12 protein-coding genes are annotated in these 15,945 nt (G+C 65.0%); 4 read left to right on the plus strand and 8 right to left on the minus strand.

The features are described 5' to 3' along the window. Nucleotides 1–808 precede the first annotated feature (808 nt). A complete protein-coding gene (locus ACFQI8_RS15070) occupies nt 809–2,983 on the plus strand; it encodes a PAS domain S-box protein (RefSeq protein ID WP_390246191.1) in 2,175 nt (724 codons plus the stop codon). Nucleotides 2,984–3,119: 136 nt separating this feature from the next. Here the strand turns inward: ACFQI8_RS15070 and ACFQI8_RS15075 are convergent, their stop codons facing one another. After that, nucleotides 3,120–4,460: an OFA family MFS transporter gene (locus ACFQI8_RS15075; RefSeq protein ID WP_390246193.1), complete on the minus strand. Its 1,341-nt coding sequence runs from the start codon at nt 4,458–4,460 to the stop codon at nt 3,120–3,122. Next, complete coding sequence (locus tag ACFQI8_RS15080; protein ID WP_390246195.1) at nt 4,460–6,076, minus strand: gamma-glutamyltransferase family protein; 1,617 nt, start codon at nt 6,074–6,076, stop codon at nt 4,460–4,462. The genes ACFQI8_RS15075 and ACFQI8_RS15080 overlap by 1 nt, the downstream gene beginning before the upstream one ends. Nucleotides 6,077–6,166: 90 nt before the next feature. Between ACFQI8_RS15080 and ACFQI8_RS15085 the strand changes: the two genes are divergently transcribed. After that, nucleotides 6,167–6,817: a DUF1028 domain-containing protein gene (locus ACFQI8_RS15085; protein ID WP_390246197.1), complete on the plus strand. Its 651-nt coding sequence runs from the start codon at nt 6,167–6,169 to the stop codon at nt 6,815–6,817. Between the two features lie 78 nt (nt 6,818–6,895). On the opposite strand, the gene ACFQI8_RS15090 is transcribed toward ACFQI8_RS15085, so the two are convergent. From ACFQI8_RS15090 to ACFQI8_RS15110, 5 genes are read right to left on the minus strand one after another with little or no spacing between them, the layout of a single operon-like run. Next, nucleotides 6,896–8,212: an ABC transporter ATP-binding protein gene (locus ACFQI8_RS15090; protein ID WP_390246199.1), complete on the minus strand. Its 1,317-nt coding sequence runs from the start codon at nt 8,210–8,212 to the stop codon at nt 6,896–6,898. Further along, a complete protein-coding gene (locus ACFQI8_RS15095; protein WP_390246201.1) occupies nt 8,209–9,306 on the minus strand; it encodes an ABC transporter ATP-binding protein in 1,098 nt (365 codons plus the stop codon). Before ACFQI8_RS15095 ends, ACFQI8_RS15090 begins: the two co-directional genes overlap by 4 nt. Further along, nucleotides 9,303–10,286 carry an ABC transporter permease gene (locus tag ACFQI8_RS15100; protein ID WP_390246203.1) on the minus strand — a complete coding sequence of 328 codons (984 nt, stop codon included), beginning with the start codon at nt 10,284–10,286 and terminating at the stop codon, nt 9,303–9,305. The genes ACFQI8_RS15095 and ACFQI8_RS15100 overlap by 4 nt, the downstream gene beginning before the upstream one ends. Next, complete coding sequence (locus ACFQI8_RS15105) at nt 10,283–11,239, minus strand: ABC transporter permease (protein ID WP_390246205.1); 957 nt, start codon at nt 11,237–11,239, stop codon at nt 10,283–10,285. The genes ACFQI8_RS15100 and ACFQI8_RS15105 overlap by 4 nt, the downstream gene beginning before the upstream one ends. A 1-nt stretch (nt 11,240) precedes the next feature. Then, nucleotides 11,241–12,944 carry an ABC transporter substrate-binding protein gene (locus ACFQI8_RS15110; RefSeq protein WP_390246207.1) on the minus strand — a complete coding sequence of 568 codons (1,704 nt, stop codon included), beginning with the start codon at nt 12,942–12,944 and terminating at the stop codon, nt 11,241–11,243. A gap of 146 nt (nt 12,945–13,090) precedes the next feature. Here ACFQI8_RS15110 and ACFQI8_RS15115 point away from each other — a divergent pair, with 146 nt between their 5' ends. Beyond that, a complete protein-coding gene (locus ACFQI8_RS15115; protein ID WP_390246209.1) occupies nt 13,091–13,786 on the plus strand; it encodes a helix-turn-helix domain-containing protein in 696 nt (231 codons plus the stop codon). Between the two features lie 387 nt (nt 13,787–14,173). On the opposite strand, the gene ACFQI8_RS15120 is transcribed toward ACFQI8_RS15115, so the two are convergent. Then, nucleotides 14,174–14,860 carry a helix-turn-helix domain-containing protein gene (locus tag ACFQI8_RS15120; protein ID WP_390246211.1) on the minus strand — a complete coding sequence of 229 codons (687 nt, stop codon included), beginning with the start codon at nt 14,858–14,860 and terminating at the stop codon, nt 14,174–14,176. 132 nt (nt 14,861–14,992) lie between these two features. On the opposite strand from ACFQI8_RS15120, the gene ACFQI8_RS15125 reads away from it, so the two are divergent. Beyond that, nucleotides 14,993–15,811, plus strand: a complete 819-nt coding sequence (locus ACFQI8_RS15125) for an alpha/beta fold hydrolase (protein ID WP_390246213.1) — start codon at nt 14,993–14,995, stop codon at nt 15,809–15,811. The last annotated feature ends 134 nt before the right edge of the window (nt 15,812–15,945 follow it).

Here is a 15,945-nt window from a genome sequence, read left to right on the forward strand (position 1 = left end):
CCGACCACAGACAGGGCGAATCACGAGTCGAGTAAGCGGCGAACGAGAGCGGTGACAACTGAGAGTGGCGCACGTGCCGTGCCACCGACTCGGTCGCCGAGTAGTCGACCCCAAGCATTCAATTACAGATATAATACTGGTATCTGATAATATTGGCGTCAAGCGCCGTCCCACCACCCGAACGTCGCCGGAGACCAGCGACACTAAGACGGCCGTTCTTCGGGTCCACAGCCGTCGAGACCGCGATTCTGCTGATTCTGCTCGGTGGGTATCAGTACCGACTATCTGCCGCGACAGAGACCGTCACGAGTCCGGTTTTATCCACACGTCTGTTCGCGAGGAGGTTCATGCGACAGTTGCAGTTGGAATAAACCATCCCGTGGGAGTCGTCTCATCAACGGTATCGATGGAATCGGCCACACGTGGGTGTGTAGACCGCATCGCTCTCGGGAGTCCACCTCAATCACCGGTTTCACGGCCCCTGAAAGAAAACCAAGACGTATAGTAATCACTTAAATTATCTTTCTAAAGAAATATTTGTGTTGTGATAATTTTGATTCGTGGTCGATAGCCGTTGGTACGTCTCTCGCTCGGGGGTGAGAGTTCGACCGCTCGCGCAAGCGGGACGACCGTCTGCCCCGGTCCTCGGGGCGACGGACACGAGACGGCGGTCGCGGAACTCGCCCGGATATCCGAGACCCCCGCGAGTCAAGCGAACGGTTCATCGAGGCGAGGGAGTCGCGCGTCTCCGACCGACCGGGCCAGTCACGGTTAAGTATCTCCCGTCGAACTCTCATGAAGAATAGCTATGAGTGAGACGGTGAACGGGGTGGCCGTCCTACACGTCGACGACGACAGAGCCTTCGTGGAGTTGGCGGCGGCGTTCCTCGAACGAGCGCACGGTCGGTTCCGAGTCGAGACCGAGACGTCGGTGGCGGCGGGACTCGACCGACTTGCCGACGAGGAGTTCGACTGCGTCGTCTCGGACTACGACATGCCCAGCCTCGACGGTCTCGACTTCCTCGACGCCGTCCGCGAGGACGACCCCGACCTCCCGTTTATCCTCTATACGGGGAAGGGAAGCGAGGAAGTCGCGGGCGACGCCATCTCCGCGGGCGTCACCGACTACCTCCAGAAGGAACACGGGACCAGCCAATACACCGTCCTCGCCAACCGCATCGAGAACGCCGTCGAGCAGTACCGCTCGCGGGCCGCTCTCAAAACCAGCGAGCAACGGCTCTCGCTTTTCATCGAGCAGTCGCCCCTCGGCGTCCTCGAGTACGACAGCGACTTCCGCATCGTCGGCCTCAACGAGCGTGCGGAAGATATTCTCGGCTACTCCGAGGCGGAACTGCGCGGCCACACCTGGAGGGCCATCGTCACGGAGGACAGTTACGACAACGTCGACGCCATCACGGACCAGCTCGCCACGGACGCCGGCGGCTACCACAGCGTCGACGAGAACGTCCGAAAGGACGGCGAACACATCCACTGCGAGTGGCACAACCGCGTCGTCACCGACGACGACGGCGAGGTCGTCGCGGTCTTCTCGCTGTTTCAGGACGTGACCGAGCGCATCGAGCGCGAGGCGCGACTCCGGGAGACGACGGCGCGGCTCACCGCGCTCTTCGAGGAGTCGCCCGACATGATTAACGTCCACAACGTCGACGGCGACATCCTCGACCCGAACCCGCAACTGTGCGAGGCGACCGGTTACAGCGCCGCGGAACTCACCGCGATGAAGGTCTGGGACCTGGACCAGACGCTGGACCCCGAGCGAACGACGGCCATCTGGAACGACATGGGGCAGGGCGACAGACGGCGGACTGAGGGCGTCTACACCCGCAAGGACGGCTCGACGTTCCCGGTCGAGGTTCACGTCCGCCGGCTCGACCTCGCCGGCGAGGACCGCTTCGTCGCCATCAGCCGCGACATCTCCGAGCGCGTCCGTCACGAAGACGAACTCGAACGCACCAACACCCTGCTTTCGACGCTCGTCGGGGCGCTCCCGGTCGGCGTCCTCGCCGAGAACAGCGACCGGACCGTCCTCGCCGTCAACGACCGACTGCTCGAACTGTTCGACATCCCGGGGTCACCCGCGGACCTTGTCGACGCAGACTGTCAAAAACTGGCACGGGAGGCCGGCGAACTCACCACCGACCCCGAGGGCTTCGTCGAGCGCGTCGACGAACTGATATCCGAGTCCGAACCCGTCTACTCAGAGTCGGTCGAACTGGCGGGCGGCCGGACGCTCGCCCGAAGCTACGAACCAATCGAACTGCCCGAGGGGACCGGCCACCTCTGGATGTACCGCGACACGACCGAACAGCGGGAGCGCGAACGACAACTCCAGCGGCAGAACGAGCGGCTGAACGAGTTCGCCAGCGTCGTCAGCCACGACCTTCGGAACCCGCTGAACGTCGCCACCGGCAACGTTCAACTGGCGCGCGAGGAACACAACAGCGACCGACTCGCCACCGCCGCGGAGGCGCTCGACCGCATCGGTGACCTCATCGACGACCTGCTGACGCTCGCCCGCGACGGCGACGACGTCGGCGACTGCGAAACCGTGGTGCTGTCATCGCTCGTCGCCGACTGCTGGCGGACCGTCGAGACGGCGGACGCCGACCTCCGAAACGACCTGACGACGGCCGTCGTCGCCGACCGAAGCCGGCTCCAGCAACTCATCGAGAACCTCGTCCGTAACTCGGTCGAGCACGGCGGCCCGAACGTGACGGTGACGGTCGGCGACCTCCCGAACGGCTTCTACGTCGCCGACGACGGCGACGGCATCTCGGCCGACCACCGCGACACGGTCTTCGAGGCCGGGTACACCACGTCTCACTCGGGGACCGGCTTCGGTCTCGCCATCGTCAAGCAGGTCGCAGAGGCCCACGGCTGGACGGTCAGTGTCACCGAATCGGACGATGGCGGGGCACGATTCGAGATTACGGGCGTCGATTTCGCTGAGGCCGACAGTTGAGACCGACGACAGTCGGGCGAAAGGCGTAAGCGGGGTTCATTCGCAGTCGAAATAGTCCGGCGTCATCGACGCCGCGGTCCCCGCGGGTCGGCAGATGAGGGTGGATGGGAGCCCCGGTCCTGTTAGGTGTTCGCGGTCAGTCGTCGTCGACGCTAGCTGCCGTTCGCAGTGGGTCGTCTCCGGCCGGCCCCGGTTCACGTAGCGCCAGTGCGGCCACACCGGCGAGGAACGCGAGCACCCCGCCGAGCCGGAAGGTCATCGGCCAGCCGACTTGTGTCACGACCCAAGCGGCCACCGCGCCGCCGAAGACGCCGCCCCACATCTTGCCGGAGTAGAGAAGTGCATAGTTCGCAGAGGAGTTCTCTTCGCCGTAGTAGTCGGCGACGATGCTCGGAAAGAGCGTGTACTGAGGACTCCAGAAGAACGTCGCGATGACGACGGCTGTGAGGAAGCCGACGGTCGTCCCGGTCTGTCCGAAGGCGACGACGGCGAAAAGACCCAGCCCGCAGAGGCAAAAGGAGGCGGCCATCGCCATCCGACGGTTGAGCCGGTCAGAAAGTTCGCCCATGACGAGGCGGCCGACGCCCCCCGCCACCGGGAGTAGCGTCGCCGCCGCGGTGATGGTGGCAGCGTCAAGTCCGACTGTCTGCGCGAACGAGACGACCTTCGCAGTCAGCATCAGTCCCGCGCCGCTGACGGCTACGAACATTCCGTACATCAACCAGAACTGCCACGTCCGGAGCATCTCACGCCAGTGGTAGTCGCGGACGCTCGTCGTGTCGCTCCCGTCTGCTTCAACTTCGGACTCTTGGTCTCCCCGCCGCGCGTCGAACCAGGACTGTGGGGGGTCGCGTAAGACGACCGCGGCGATGAGGATGCCCGCCCCAATGACCAGTCCCATCCGCTGGAGCACGGCGTTGTACGCGCCGGTCGTCGCGTTGGCGCGAACGTACGGGATGAACAGCGCCGCGCCCGCGGCGAAGGCCATCGTCCCGACGCCCGTGGTGAGTCCCTTCCGGTCGGGGAACCACTTCAGCGCCGTGTTGACCGAGACGGTGTAGACGACGCCAACACCGAGGGCACCCAGCGAGTACAGCAAGTAGAGTTGCCAGACCGCCGTCGCGTACGACAACAGATAGTATGCACCGCCGGCGAGCACCGCGGCCGCGAGCGTCAGGAGCCGCGGGCCGTGTTCGTCGCGCCACCAGCCGACGGGGAACTGCGACCCCGACTGGACGATGACGAACAGCGTGAAGACGAATCCGAGCTGTGTGAGCGGGATTCCGAGGTCCCGAGCCATCGGCCCTTCGATGGACGACCAGACGTACTGATAGGGGCTGACGACGGCCATCGCCAGCGCGGCGGCGACGACGAGCCACCACCGCGAGAAGCCCAGTTCCTCGCGTGCCCGCGCGTCGTAATCGGGGGCGTCTCCGTTCTCGGCGGCCGGCGACGACGAGCCAGTGTCACCAGCCATCAGTAGCCGACGGTCAGCCCGTCTTTACGCGGGTCTGTCGCTCCCGAAAGGGTACCGTTGTCGTTGCGAACGATCTGCGCGCCGCCGAACTGGAGTCCTTCGAGGATGCGCACGTCGTGGCCCTTCCGAACGAGTTTCGTCGGAATTCCCGCGGCCATCTGTTCCTCGACGGCGATAGTGCCATCCTCTCGGTAGCGCCAGCGCGGTTCGTCGAGCGCCTCCTGCAGGCTCATATCGTAGTCGACGAGGTTCGAGATGACCTGTACGTGGCCCTGTGGCTGCATGTAGCCACCCATGACGCCAAAGGCGGCCCAGTCGTCTTCGCCGAGGCGGGCGACCGTCGGGATAAGCGTGTGGAACGGCCGCTTGCCCGGTTCGAGGACGTTCGGGTGGTCGGCATCGAGCGAGAAGGAACTACCGCGGTTCTGGAGCGCGATACCGGTGTCGCCGGCGACGAGGCCGCTACCGAATCCGGCGAACCGGGAGTTGATGTACGAGACGACGTTGCCCTCGTCGTCGGCGACACAGAGGAGGACGGTGTCGGCGTCCTCGGCGTTGGCGCTCGGGACGCCGAAGGAGACGTCCGACATGCGTTCGTCGCCGATTTCCGCCGCGCGCTCCTCGGCGTAGTCAGTCGAGTTCAGCGGGGGAATCGTCTCGTATTCGGGGTCCGTGATGTAACGGTGGCCGTCGTGGAAGGCCAGCCGCATCGACTCGGCGAACTCGTGGACGCGTTCGACCGTGTGGAGACCGTGTTCACCTGCCTTGCGAGCCTGCGCGATGTTGAGCGCCTCCAGAGCGATGAGTCCCTGGTTGTTCGGCGGTAGTTCGAACACCTCGACGCCGTTGTACGTCGTACTCACGGGGTCGAGGAACTCCGGTTCGAACGCGGCGAGGTCACCCACCGTGAGAAACCCGCCTTTCGACTGGACCTCCGCGGCAATCTGCTCTGCAATCTCGCCCTCGTAGACGACATCTGCGCCCTCCGCGGCGATGGTCTCCAATGTTGCGCCAAGCTTCGGGAACCGCATCGTCTCGCCGGTCTTCGGCGCGCGGTCGTTCAAGAGGTAGGCCTCTCGGGCGTGGTCGTCGGTGAACAACTCCTCCGCGTAGCCCCAGTGGCTAGCGATAATCTCGGTGACGGGGTAGCCCTCGTTCGCGTAGTTGATTGCGGGCTGAAGGACCTCAGAGAGCGTCAGTCGGCCGAGTTCTTCGACGGTGGTCTTCCAGCCGCGGGCGGTGCCGGGAACAGTGACGGTATGCGGGCCGACGTCGGGCATCTCGGCCTCGGCGGGCTCAACGTCTTCCTCCTCGGCGACGGCCCGACGGACGTTGTTGAGCGTCGCCTCCGCTGGCGCGCCGCCACAGCTACGCATCGCGCCCACGTCGCCGTCGGCGGTGCGGTAGAGGCCGAAGACATCGCCGCCGAGACCGGTGCTCGTCGGCTCGACGACGTTCAATACGGCGGCGGTTGCGACGGCGGCGTCGAAGGCGTTGCCACCCCGTCTGAGGATTTCGATACCTGCCTGCGCCGCCAGCGGCTGACTCGTCGAGACGACGCCCCGCTGGCCGTACACTGTCGACCGGCGAGAGTGGTATGTATCCAGATCTACCATATAGCATAATGGAGCAAATACAGCCTCTAATACCGAACACCGAATCTATTTGGGTGCCGTTATAGCCCCGCTCGCCACACAGAGAAGAATATGACGTTCTCAATCTGTGTCCGCGAGGAGACGGACGACGGCACGGTCTTCGGCGTCGCCGTCGCGACTGACGCACCCGCTGTCGGTGCGCTCGCCCCTTGCATCTCCCACGAGGGAGTCATCAGTACCCAAAGCTTCGTCAACGTTCGACTCGGCCGCCGAGGTATCGAGTTGCTCTCGGACCTCGCGGTCAGCGACGCGCTGGCTGGCCTGCTCGCGCGTGACAGCCACAGCGACCTCCGACAGGTCCACGGCCTCGACTATCGGGGCGTGGCCTTCGCCCATTCCGGCGAGGAGTGCGACGGCTGGTTCGGCCACGAGGTCCACGAGGAAGCGGGCATCACCGCCGCGGGCAACATGCTCGCGAACGACCAGACGCTGTCGGCCGCTGTCGACGCCTATCGGTCGACCGAGGGACGGGTCGGCGAGCGTCTCGTCGCGGCACTCGAAGCGGGCAAAGAGACCGGCGGCGACAAGCGCGGCCACACCTCCGCGGCGCTGAAAGTCAAAGCCCCCGAGACGACCATCTATCACGACCTGCGGGTCGACGAACACGAGACACCGGTCGCGGAGCTTAGGCGGGTGTACGAAGCCGCCCGCGAGGCGAGCGAACAGTTCACCGAAGCCAAAAAGTCACGCATCTTCGACTGAGTGTACCGCCGCTCTGGAACGACGTCCCACTCGGCGAGTGAAACGTCGTGAAAACCGAACGAGAACCCAACGCGGGGATTACTCTATCCGGTGACACGCCGCGGTGTGCGCGTCATCGACGGTGACCGTCTCGGGCGTCTCGCCCGCACACGGTGAGGGAAACGCCGCTTCGACCAGTCGGGCCGCGCGTTCGTCGTTGCCCGCGACGGCCGCAGTGGTCGCCTCGTCGATGGCAGTCACCGCGTCGGCCGGGAGGTGCGCGCGTGTCTCCCCGAGCACCCCCTCGATGAGGTGGTCGACGACGCGGTTGTCGTCGGTCGGTTCGCCCTCGGCCCGAAGGCGCTCGCGCGCCGCCGCGGGGTCTACCTCGCCCGCGACGAGTCGCGTCCGGTAGCGGAACGCCCGACGGAACGCCTCCTCAGACCCCGCCCAGTCGGCCGGCGGTACGACCTTCGGACAGCGCGTGTGGAACCGGCATCCAGAGGGCGGATGGAGGGGGCTGGGAACCGACCCCTCCAACAGGATGCGGTCGGTCCGAGCAGTCGGGTCGATGCGCGGTACCGCCGACAGGAGCGACTCCGTGTACGGGTGTTGGGGGTTATCGAACAGGTCGTCGGTTGGCGCGGTCTCGACGAGCTCACCGAGGTACATCACGGCGACTCGGTCCGCCAAGTAACGGACGACCGAGAGGTCGTGCGTGATGAAAATCAACGAGAGATTCAGCTCGTCCTGTAACTCCTGTAAGAGGTTGAGAATCTGTGCCTGTACCGAGACGTCGAGCGCCGAGACGGGCTCGTCGGCGACGATGAGGTCTGGCTCCAGCGTCAGCGCGCGGGCGATGCCGATGCGCTGTTGCTGGCCGCCCGAGAACTGCTTCGGATACCGCTCCAGTTGGTTAGCCTTCAACCCGACGCGTTCGAGCAGATCGCTGGCTATCTCGGTCCGCTCTGCGTCGCTGTCGCCGATTCCGTGGACCTCCATCGGCGCTTTGAGTATCTGACCGACGGTCTGTCTCGGGTTGAGCGACGCCAGCGGGTCCTGAAACACCATCTGGACGTTCCGGCGATGTGCCCGCATCTCGCGGTCCGAGAGGTCGGTCAGTTCCGTCCCACGGTAGCGAACGCTACCCGCGGTCGCGTCGTAGTGTTGCAAGAGCGTCCGGCCAAGCGTCGACTTCCCGCATCCGGACTCGCCGACGACGGCGACCGTCTCGCCTTCGTGGACAGTGAGGTCAACCCCGTCGACCGCCTTCACCGACGCGTTTTCGCCGAGCAGTCTGTCGAGGAGTCCGTCGGCCTGCGCGAAGTGTTTCTTTACGCCGCTGGCTTCGAGGACGACCTCGCCACCGGCCGCCTCGGCAGGAGGACCGTCGCTCGTCTGCTTGGTGCCGCTCATAGCTGCTCCTCCGTGGGACCACGCCGGAGACAGGCGGCCTCGTGGCCATCCTCGCCGACCGGGCGGAAATCGGGGGCAATCTCGAAACACTCGCGTTCGGCCTCGGGACACCGCGGCGCGAAGTGACACGCGTAGGGGATGTCGATGAGGTCCGGCACGTTGCCCTCGATCGGTGTTAGTCGGTCGTTCGGTGCGTCGAGCCGCGGCGTGCTGGCGATGAGCCCCTGCGTGTATGGATGCCGCGGGTTGTCGAACAGTTCGCGGGCGTCGGCCTGCTCGACGATTTCACCGGCGTACATGACGGCGACGCGGTCACACACCTCCGAGACGACCGCGAGGTCGTGCGTGATTATGAGGATGGAAGTGTCAAACTCGTCTTTTAGGTCACGCAGTTCGTCGAGGATTTGCGCCTGCACGGTCACGTCAAGCGCGGTGGTCGGTTCGTCGGCGATAAGCAGGTCCGGTTCGCAGGAAAGCGCCATGGCGATCATCGCCCGCTGGCGCATCCCACCGGAGAACTCGTGGGGGTAGTCGCCCGCACGGCTTTCTGCCTCCGGAATCTCGACCGCTTCGAGCATCTCGATGGCACGTCGCCACGCCTCGCTGTTCTTCGTCGCGCCGAGCAGTTTGCGTTTCAATTCGGCCGGTAGCGACACCGACTCACCGACGTCCTGGTGGAGACGGACCGTCTCAGCGATCTGCTCGCCGACTGTCAACGTCGGGTTGAGGCTGTTCATCGGGTCTTGGAAAATCATCGAAAGGCGACCGCCGCGGAGTGCTTCGAGCGCCGCGTCTGACTTATCGAGCAGCGATTCGCCGTCAAGTCGGATATCGCCGCCGACGATTTCGCCGGGGTGGTCGACGATGCCCATGATACTCTGAGCGAAGACGCTCTTTCCGCTACCCGACTCGCCGACGAGACCGACGATTTCGCCGCGTTCGACTGTCAAATTGACGTCGTCGACGGCGATGACGGTCCCCCGTGAGGTCGGGAACTGCGTGCGCAGTCCCGCAACTTCGAGGAGGCTCGTCGCATCCGATTCGGCCGCGGAAGTTGCCTCTGCACTGGTGTCAACCGAGTCCATCGTGTTCATCGCGCTTCCACCTCTCCTTCGTCGATATCGAAGGCGTCTCGAAGGCCATCGCCGAACATGTTGAACGCGAGGACGGTCAGCATGATGGCGAGGCCGGGCATGACCGATATCCACCACGCCTCACTGATGAACTGCCGGCCGTCCGAGAGGAGAAGCCCCCACGTCGGGGTCGTCGGCCTGACACCGAGACCGAGGAACGACAACCCCGCTTCCGCGAGGATTGCAAGCGGGAGCATCAGCGTCGCCTGCACAATAAGTGGGGCGACGGCGTTCGGCAGAATCTCTTTCGTCATGATGCGCACGTCGGACATCCCGACCGTTTGGGCAGCCATGATGTACTCTTCTTCGCGGATTGAGAGGACCTCGCCGCGGATGAGCCGGGCGAAGTCGTCGATATAGGCGATGCCGATGGCGATGACGACGTTGACGACGCCCAACCCCCCCGAGAGGGCGATGATTGCGACCCCGAGGATGAGTTCGGGGAACGCCCACTGGAAGTCTACGTAGCGCATCAGCAGGCTGTCCACCCATCCCCCGTGGTAGCCCGCGAGGATGCCAATAGCGGTCCCGAAGGTGAATGCGACCGCCAGCGTCGCCAAGGCGACGAGTAAGGAGACCTGCGCGCCGTAGATGAGCCGCGTCAGGATATCGTGGCCGAACGAGTCGGTCCCGAGCGGATGGAAGGCCTGTTCGAGTTCGCCGTCGCCGTCGAAGTCGCCCTGTGACGACGACAACGGCTCTTTCATGAAGCCGAAGGTCTGTTCTTCACCGTAGGGTGCGATGTAGGGGGCGAAGGCGGCAGTGAGGATAAACAGGAGAATAACGACGGCACCGAACAGCGCCATCCGGTCGCCGAGGACGCCCTCGACGAGGCGCTGGCGGGTAGTGGTGAACTCCTCGGCGACCGCCGACTGTTCGTACTCGGGCGGGACCTCGCCGGGGCCGTAGGTGCCGCGGTTCTCGCCGAATTCGGTGTTCACGCCGATTCACCTCCGTAGCGGATGCGCGGGTCGATAGCAGTGTACGCCAGGTCGACCGCGAGGTTCGTAAAGACCAACACGGCGGAGACAAGCAGGATGACGACCTGCGTCACCGGGTAGTTTCGGTCAAGCATCGAGTCGACGAGCAGACGACCGAGTCCCTGAATGCCGAAAACGAGCTCAACCGTGACGCTCCCGACGAGCACGAGCGCGAGTTGGATACCTGCGACGGTGACGACGGGGATGAGTGCGTTCTGCAGGGCGTGTTTGTAGAGGCGCACCCGTGACCCGACGCCCTTTGCGAGAGCGGTCTTCATGTACGGTTCATCCAGGACCTCCAAGAGCGACGAACGCATCATCCGCATGACGACCGCGCCGTAGGGAAGCCCCACGGCAACCCCGGGCAGGAGGATGCTCTCGAGCCACGGGGCGACGCCCTCAGCGAGCGGCGTGTACCCGAAGACGGGTAACAGGTCCAACCAGACGCCGAAGACGAGCGCGAGCAGGATGCCGACGAAGAACGCGGGCATCGACAGTCCGAGAAACGCCGCCACGGTGGCGAGATAGTCCACGGATTCGCGCTTCCGCGTCGCGCTGACGATTCCCGCCGGGACGGCAACGCCGAGACCGACGACGACGGCGACCGCGCCGATGGAAGCCGTCCGCGGGGCCGCCTGCATGACGAGTTCGGCGACGGGCTGGCTCGTCGTTAAACTCTGGCCGAAGTCGAACGTCGCGAGATCGACCATCCAGTCGCTGTACTGCACGTACCACGGGTCGTTGAGTCCCAACTGTTGGCGCAGGGCCTGCGCCGCCTCGGGCGTCGACTCCTGGCCAAGCATCGCCGAGACCGGTCCTCCCGGGATGGCTCGGAGACCAAAGAACACCGTTGTGGCGACGAGCCACATGATGAAGACGGCGTGTGCGACCCGCTTGAGGACATATCGGCGCATTCTATCGGTCGACCATCACGCGCGAGAGGTCACGCATGAACGGGATGTGGGTGAAGTTCGACACCGCGTCCGTGTAGGCGGCGATGTCGTTCTGGTGGACCAGATAGGCGTGGGGGACCTGCTGGATGAGACGGTCTTCGAGCTGGTGAAGCAGGTCTCGACGCTCGTCGCGGTCGAGCGCGCGACGCTGCTCGTCGAGCAAACTGTGGACCTGCTCGTCCCGGAAGTCCGTCCAGTTCCAGACGCCGCCCTCGTCGGGGAGCCGATAGAAATTGTAGAGTGACTGGTCGGGGTCTGGGTCGCCGACGCTACCAGCGATAGTCGTGTCATAGTCGAGTGTCTCGTAGCGCTCCCAGTAGGTCGAAGACGTGACCTGTTCGATTTCGACCTCGAATCCGGCGGCGTTGAGCTGTTGGCGCATTGCCTGCGCGGCTCGGGTGTCACCCTGCGCAACGAGGATACTGAAGCTCTCGCCGGCGATACCGGCTTCTTCAATGAGCCGCTGACCTTCCTCTGGGTCGTAGGTCTGATCGTCGGGTTTGTCCTCGCGGTAGACCCAGTTGGTCGCCCTGTTGATGGGACCGCGGGCGGACAGCGCGTTGCCGAAGTAGGCCGTCTCGATGAACTGCTCGTTGTCGATGACCTTCGCGATGCCGAGTCGCGCCTCGCGGGAGCTGAAGATGTCGCGCGTCTGGTTCATCGACAGCCCGTACCAGTTAACCCCTGGGGCGACGGAGGCTGTCGTGCTGTCGGTCTCCTCGATGCGATCGAGATTTTGAAGCGGAATCAGGTTCGCGAAGTCGATGTCGCCCGACCGAAGCGCGTTGACGAGCGTCGCCGCCTCCGGGATGGGACGGACGTCGACGCCGTCGACGTACGGAAGTTGGGTACCCTCGTCGTCGGTCTCGAAGTAGTCGGGGTTGGCCTCGAGCGTGAGACTTGAGCCGAGTTCGTGCTCGCTGACCATGAACGGGCCCGTCCCGACGGGTTCGGTCCGGTAGGCCTCCTCACCCATCTCCTCGATAGCGCCCTGTGAGACGATGGTGGCCGCCCGTCCCGGCCCGCGGGTCAGGTAGATGAGTGCGGGAGCCATCGCCTGCTCGAAATTGAGCGTCACCGTGTAGTCGTCTTCGACGACCACGCCGTCCTCGTCGAGAGGCCGGAGCGTACTGAGCTTCGAGGCCGCGGGAGCCTCCTGCGAGATGGTTCGAGCGATAGTGTAGCGAACGTCGTCGGCGGTGAAGTCGTCGCCGTTGTGGAAGGTGACACCCTCTCGCAACTGGAAGGTCATACTGGTGCCTCCGTCCGCCACCGTCCAGTCGGTCGCAAGATCGCCGCGGACGGTCAGATCCTCGTTCAACGTGACGAGACCGTTGAAGACGTTAGCGGCGATCTGGAAGTACTGACCGACGCTGATGTACGGCGGGTCAAGCACGTCAATACTACCCGTGAACCAACCGGCGTTAAGCCGGCCGCCCGTCGAACTCCCCGACTCGGTCTGGGTCTCTTCGTTCTGGGTCTCCTCGGTCTCGGTTTCCCCGGTTTCGGTGTCGCCGCCGGATCCGCCGTTACCGTCACCACCGGCACAACCGGCGAGGCCAGTGACGCCCGCTGCCGCGAGCAACTTCATCGTCGTCCGCCGGTCGATTCTCGGTCCGCTGAGCTCCTCGTCCGTGAACCCTTGAGGGTCGTCGGATACCGTCATTACAGTGGGATGTATGAGAACATATATCAAATAAGAGTACCCGAATATATCCGGTAGACGTTGAACGACGCAACAATCCACCACAAATTTAGATAAATGATGCCCACTCACCAACCAAGTTGCAGATACGGTACCAGGATTGAACGATGAGAGAGGTGACTCTTCTCATCAGACACCACGACACACCCGAGAGCGACGTGAGTGCCAACTATCCAGATGTGACGCTCCGGTCGCGCTCGTCGATGACGGGGCGGACGTCGAACCGCAAACGCATCATCGAAGTCTCGGGGGACCCTGAGGTCATCCCGGAGTTCCTCGACGAATTCGGCGACGCGAGCCCGGTTCTCGATCTCGAGCCACTCTCGCCGGTCGGCCGCTCTCGCACGTACGTTGCGATGACGTACGACGCCTACCAGTGGGACAGCATCTCCGAGCGCCTCTCGGATATGGAAGTCTACTACCGAAACGGGACAACCATCACTGCCGGCTGGGAGCGATGGACGCTGTATCTCGAAGACCATGAGAGCATCGGCGACATCCGCGCCTCACTGGAGGCCGCAGGCAACGAGACAGAACTGGTCCGCGCCGTCGAGTTGAGCGAACTCGACGCACCCGCACAACTGGATATGTTCGACTTCGTCCAAGAGTTGACGCCGAGACAGAGAGAAGTGCTAACGCTCGCCATCAGCGAGGGCTACTACCAGCGCAACCGCGGCACGTCCGTCGAGGACCTCGCCGACAAGGTCGGCGTCGCGTCGACGACGGCGTGGGAACACCTCAAACGCGCCGAGGAGAAGGTGATGGACGAACTCTACGACTATCTGCGGTCCGCCCCGGAGTAGCCGACCCCGTCAGTCGACCGGTTTCGCCGTCGGTCAGACAGTCGAGACACGCGCCGTAGGCGCCTCCGAGGGCGTCGAAAGGTGTTCCAGTCAGGTTCAGTATTTAGTTCGAGAGTGGCAAGTCGAGAAGAACGGAGTTCGCCACGCCGGTCGCGGAGTTCAGTACGGAACGTCGCAACTCGGACACATCGGTGGCGCGTCCTCTGGGGAGGTCGATACCGCAGTGGGGTACACACCCCCCGCGTCGGGCGACGTAATCTCGGCGACTGCGTCGGGATGCTCGAGCGTGACGTAGCTAAGCGCCTCGGCCGACCGAGCGTGGACGTGGTAGAACTCCTCCTCGTCGGCGAGTCGCTCGGCTGGTCGGGTAGTCCGTTCCTTGGTTCGTCAGTTCGGAAGCGGCGGCCACGTCGTTGCCACCGTCTCGGCGATGAGTCGGGTCTGTGCCCGCCGGAGTCGCTCGGAGGCCGAGGAGGCGGTGATAGCGAGTTCGTCGGCGACCTCCCGCAGGGTGGCCCCGCGGGGGATGTCGAAGTAGCCCAGTTCGTACGCCGTCCGGAGCGCCTCGTCCTGTCGGTCGGTGAGCCCCTCGCCCGGCGGTTCGGGGTCGCCGTCGCGGGCGAGGCGTCGGAGTTCGAAGCCGGCGTTCCGCCGCCAGAACGACGCGAACCGCCCGAATGCGTCGCGGTCCGCGAACCAGCCGGTCTGTCGCCAGCCCGTCGGCCGGACTTCGATGCGCTCGATGATGGCGTCGGCGGTGGCGAGGGCCTCCAGCCCGGCGAGGTCGTCGAGGCTGTCACCGAGCTGTGCTTCGAAGCTCAGCGCCGGGACGGCCTGATACCGGCGTGTCTCGCCCGACTCGCCGATTCGGGTCCAGTCGGCCACGTCGAGGGAGTCATCCATGGCCCTTTCGAGCGCCCGCGTCGAACCCCCCGTGACCGTCACGACGAACATCGGTCGCTCGCCGTGGTTGTACTGGAGTTTCAGCGCGAGCGTCGCCTCCGGGACCGCCGCCGCGACCCCGGTCAGCGGGAGCGCGTCGCAGTCGATGTCGAACTCGGCGATGAGACCCATACGTCCGCTCTCTCGGCGGTCGGTCAAGGGCGTGTCGAAGCGGCCGAGACGGTCTCCGTCTTCGGCCCCCACATAAACGGCCGCACGGCTGAGAGTGCGACTTAGCCGGCATCGGCGACAAGCGAAACTGCGATGCAACCGATTCCATTCGAACGCGGAACCGAACTGTCCGACGAACGATTCGGGAGCGGCACGCCGCTCCTGTGCTGTCACGGCGGGATGGCACCGCCGGCGTTCTGGGACCCGGTCGTCCCGCATCTCGACGGCTACGAGGTCGTCGTCCCGGAGCGACCCGGCTTCGGCACCTGTCTGGACGACGCCGAGACGACGCCCGCCGAGGCGGTGCTGGAGCGCGAAGTCGAGTACGTCCGGGAACTCGTCGACGAGATTCGCGAGGCGACCGGACGCGACCCGGCGCTGTTCGGTCACTCCTACGGCGCGCTCACGGCTCTCGAAGCGGCGACCGACGCGCGGGTGGCCGCCGTCGCCGCCTACGAGCCGGCGGTGCTCCCGGAGGCGTACCGACGCGAGGCGGCCCTCTCGGACCGCATGGCCGCGCTCGTCGAGGCGGGAGAGCGGCGCGAGGCGGTCAAACGCTACGTCGAGCAGGTGCTCCACCCCGACGGCATCGACGACCTCGACGCGTGGCTCGACGAATGGCCCGTCTGGCCCGACTGCGTCGCCCTCGCCGAGGAGGTCGTCCGGATGAACCGCGCCGTCGAGCAGTACCGGCTTCCGGCCCGCTTGGACGTGGACGCGCCCGCTGTGGTCTTGGCCGGCACCGACGGCCCCGACTTCCTCCGCGAGAGCGCCCGGAACGTCCACGACGCCCTGCCGACCAGTCGGTTCGTCGAGTTCGACGCGCTCGGCCACGGCGGCCCCGGCGACGACCCCGAACGAGTCGCGGCCGCGGTCGACGCGTTCCTTCGTGACCGGGTCGGTCGCCCGTGAAGACGCCGACCACGGGAGGACTCGTGTAACGACAACCGCGGAGCCACGGGGCGTGTCGCGGTCGTCTGCGGCCGGCTTGCGGTTCGGGATGCGGACGACGTGAGACGACCTGTCAACCAAACATTCTTTACGCG

Source organism: Haloferax chudinovii (genome assembly GCF_042663345.1).
Lineage (GTDB): Archaea > Halobacteriota > Halobacteria > Halobacteriales > Haloferacaceae > Haloferax > Haloferax chudinovii.

Bases quoted from the DNA above. Each gene is read 5' to 3' on its own strand.
- ACFQI8_RS15120 (WP_390246211.1), bottom strand. From the start codon at position 14,860: ATGGGTCTCATCGCCGAGTTCGACATCGACTGCGACGCGCTCCCGCTG.
- ACFQI8_RS15105 (WP_390246205.1), bottom strand. From the start codon at position 11,239: ATGCGCCGATATGTCCTCAAGCGGGTCGCACACGCCGTCTTCATCATG.
- ACFQI8_RS15070 (WP_390246191.1), top strand. From the start codon at position 809: ATGAGTGAGACGGTGAACGGGGTGGCCGTCCTACACGTCGACGACGAC.
- ACFQI8_RS15080 (WP_390246195.1), bottom strand. From the start codon at position 6,076: ATGGTAGATCTGGATACATACCACTCTCGCCGGTCGACAGTGTACGGC.
- ACFQI8_RS15085 (WP_390246197.1), top strand. From the start codon at position 6,167: ATGACGTTCTCAATCTGTGTCCGCGAGGAGACGGACGACGGCACGGTC.
- ACFQI8_RS15095 (WP_390246201.1), bottom strand. From the start codon at position 9,306: ATGAACACGATGGACTCGGTTGACACCAGTGCAGAGGCAACTTCCGCG.
- ACFQI8_RS15125 (WP_390246213.1), top strand. From the start codon at position 14,993: ATGCAACCGATTCCATTCGAACGCGGAACCGAACTGTCCGACGAACGA.
- ACFQI8_RS15075 (WP_390246193.1), bottom strand. From the start codon at position 4,460: ATGGCTGGTGACACTGGCTCGTCGTCGCCGGCCGCCGAGAACGGAGAC.
- ACFQI8_RS15090 (WP_390246199.1), bottom strand. From the start codon at position 8,212: ATGAGCGGCACCAAGCAGACGAGCGACGGTCCTCCTGCCGAGGCGGCC.
- ACFQI8_RS15110 (WP_390246207.1), bottom strand. From the start codon at position 12,944: ATGACGGTATCCGACGACCCTCAAGGGTTCACGGACGAGGAGCTCAGC.
- ACFQI8_RS15115 (WP_390246209.1), top strand. From the start codon at position 13,091: ATGAGAGAGGTGACTCTTCTCATCAGACACCACGACACACCCGAGAGC.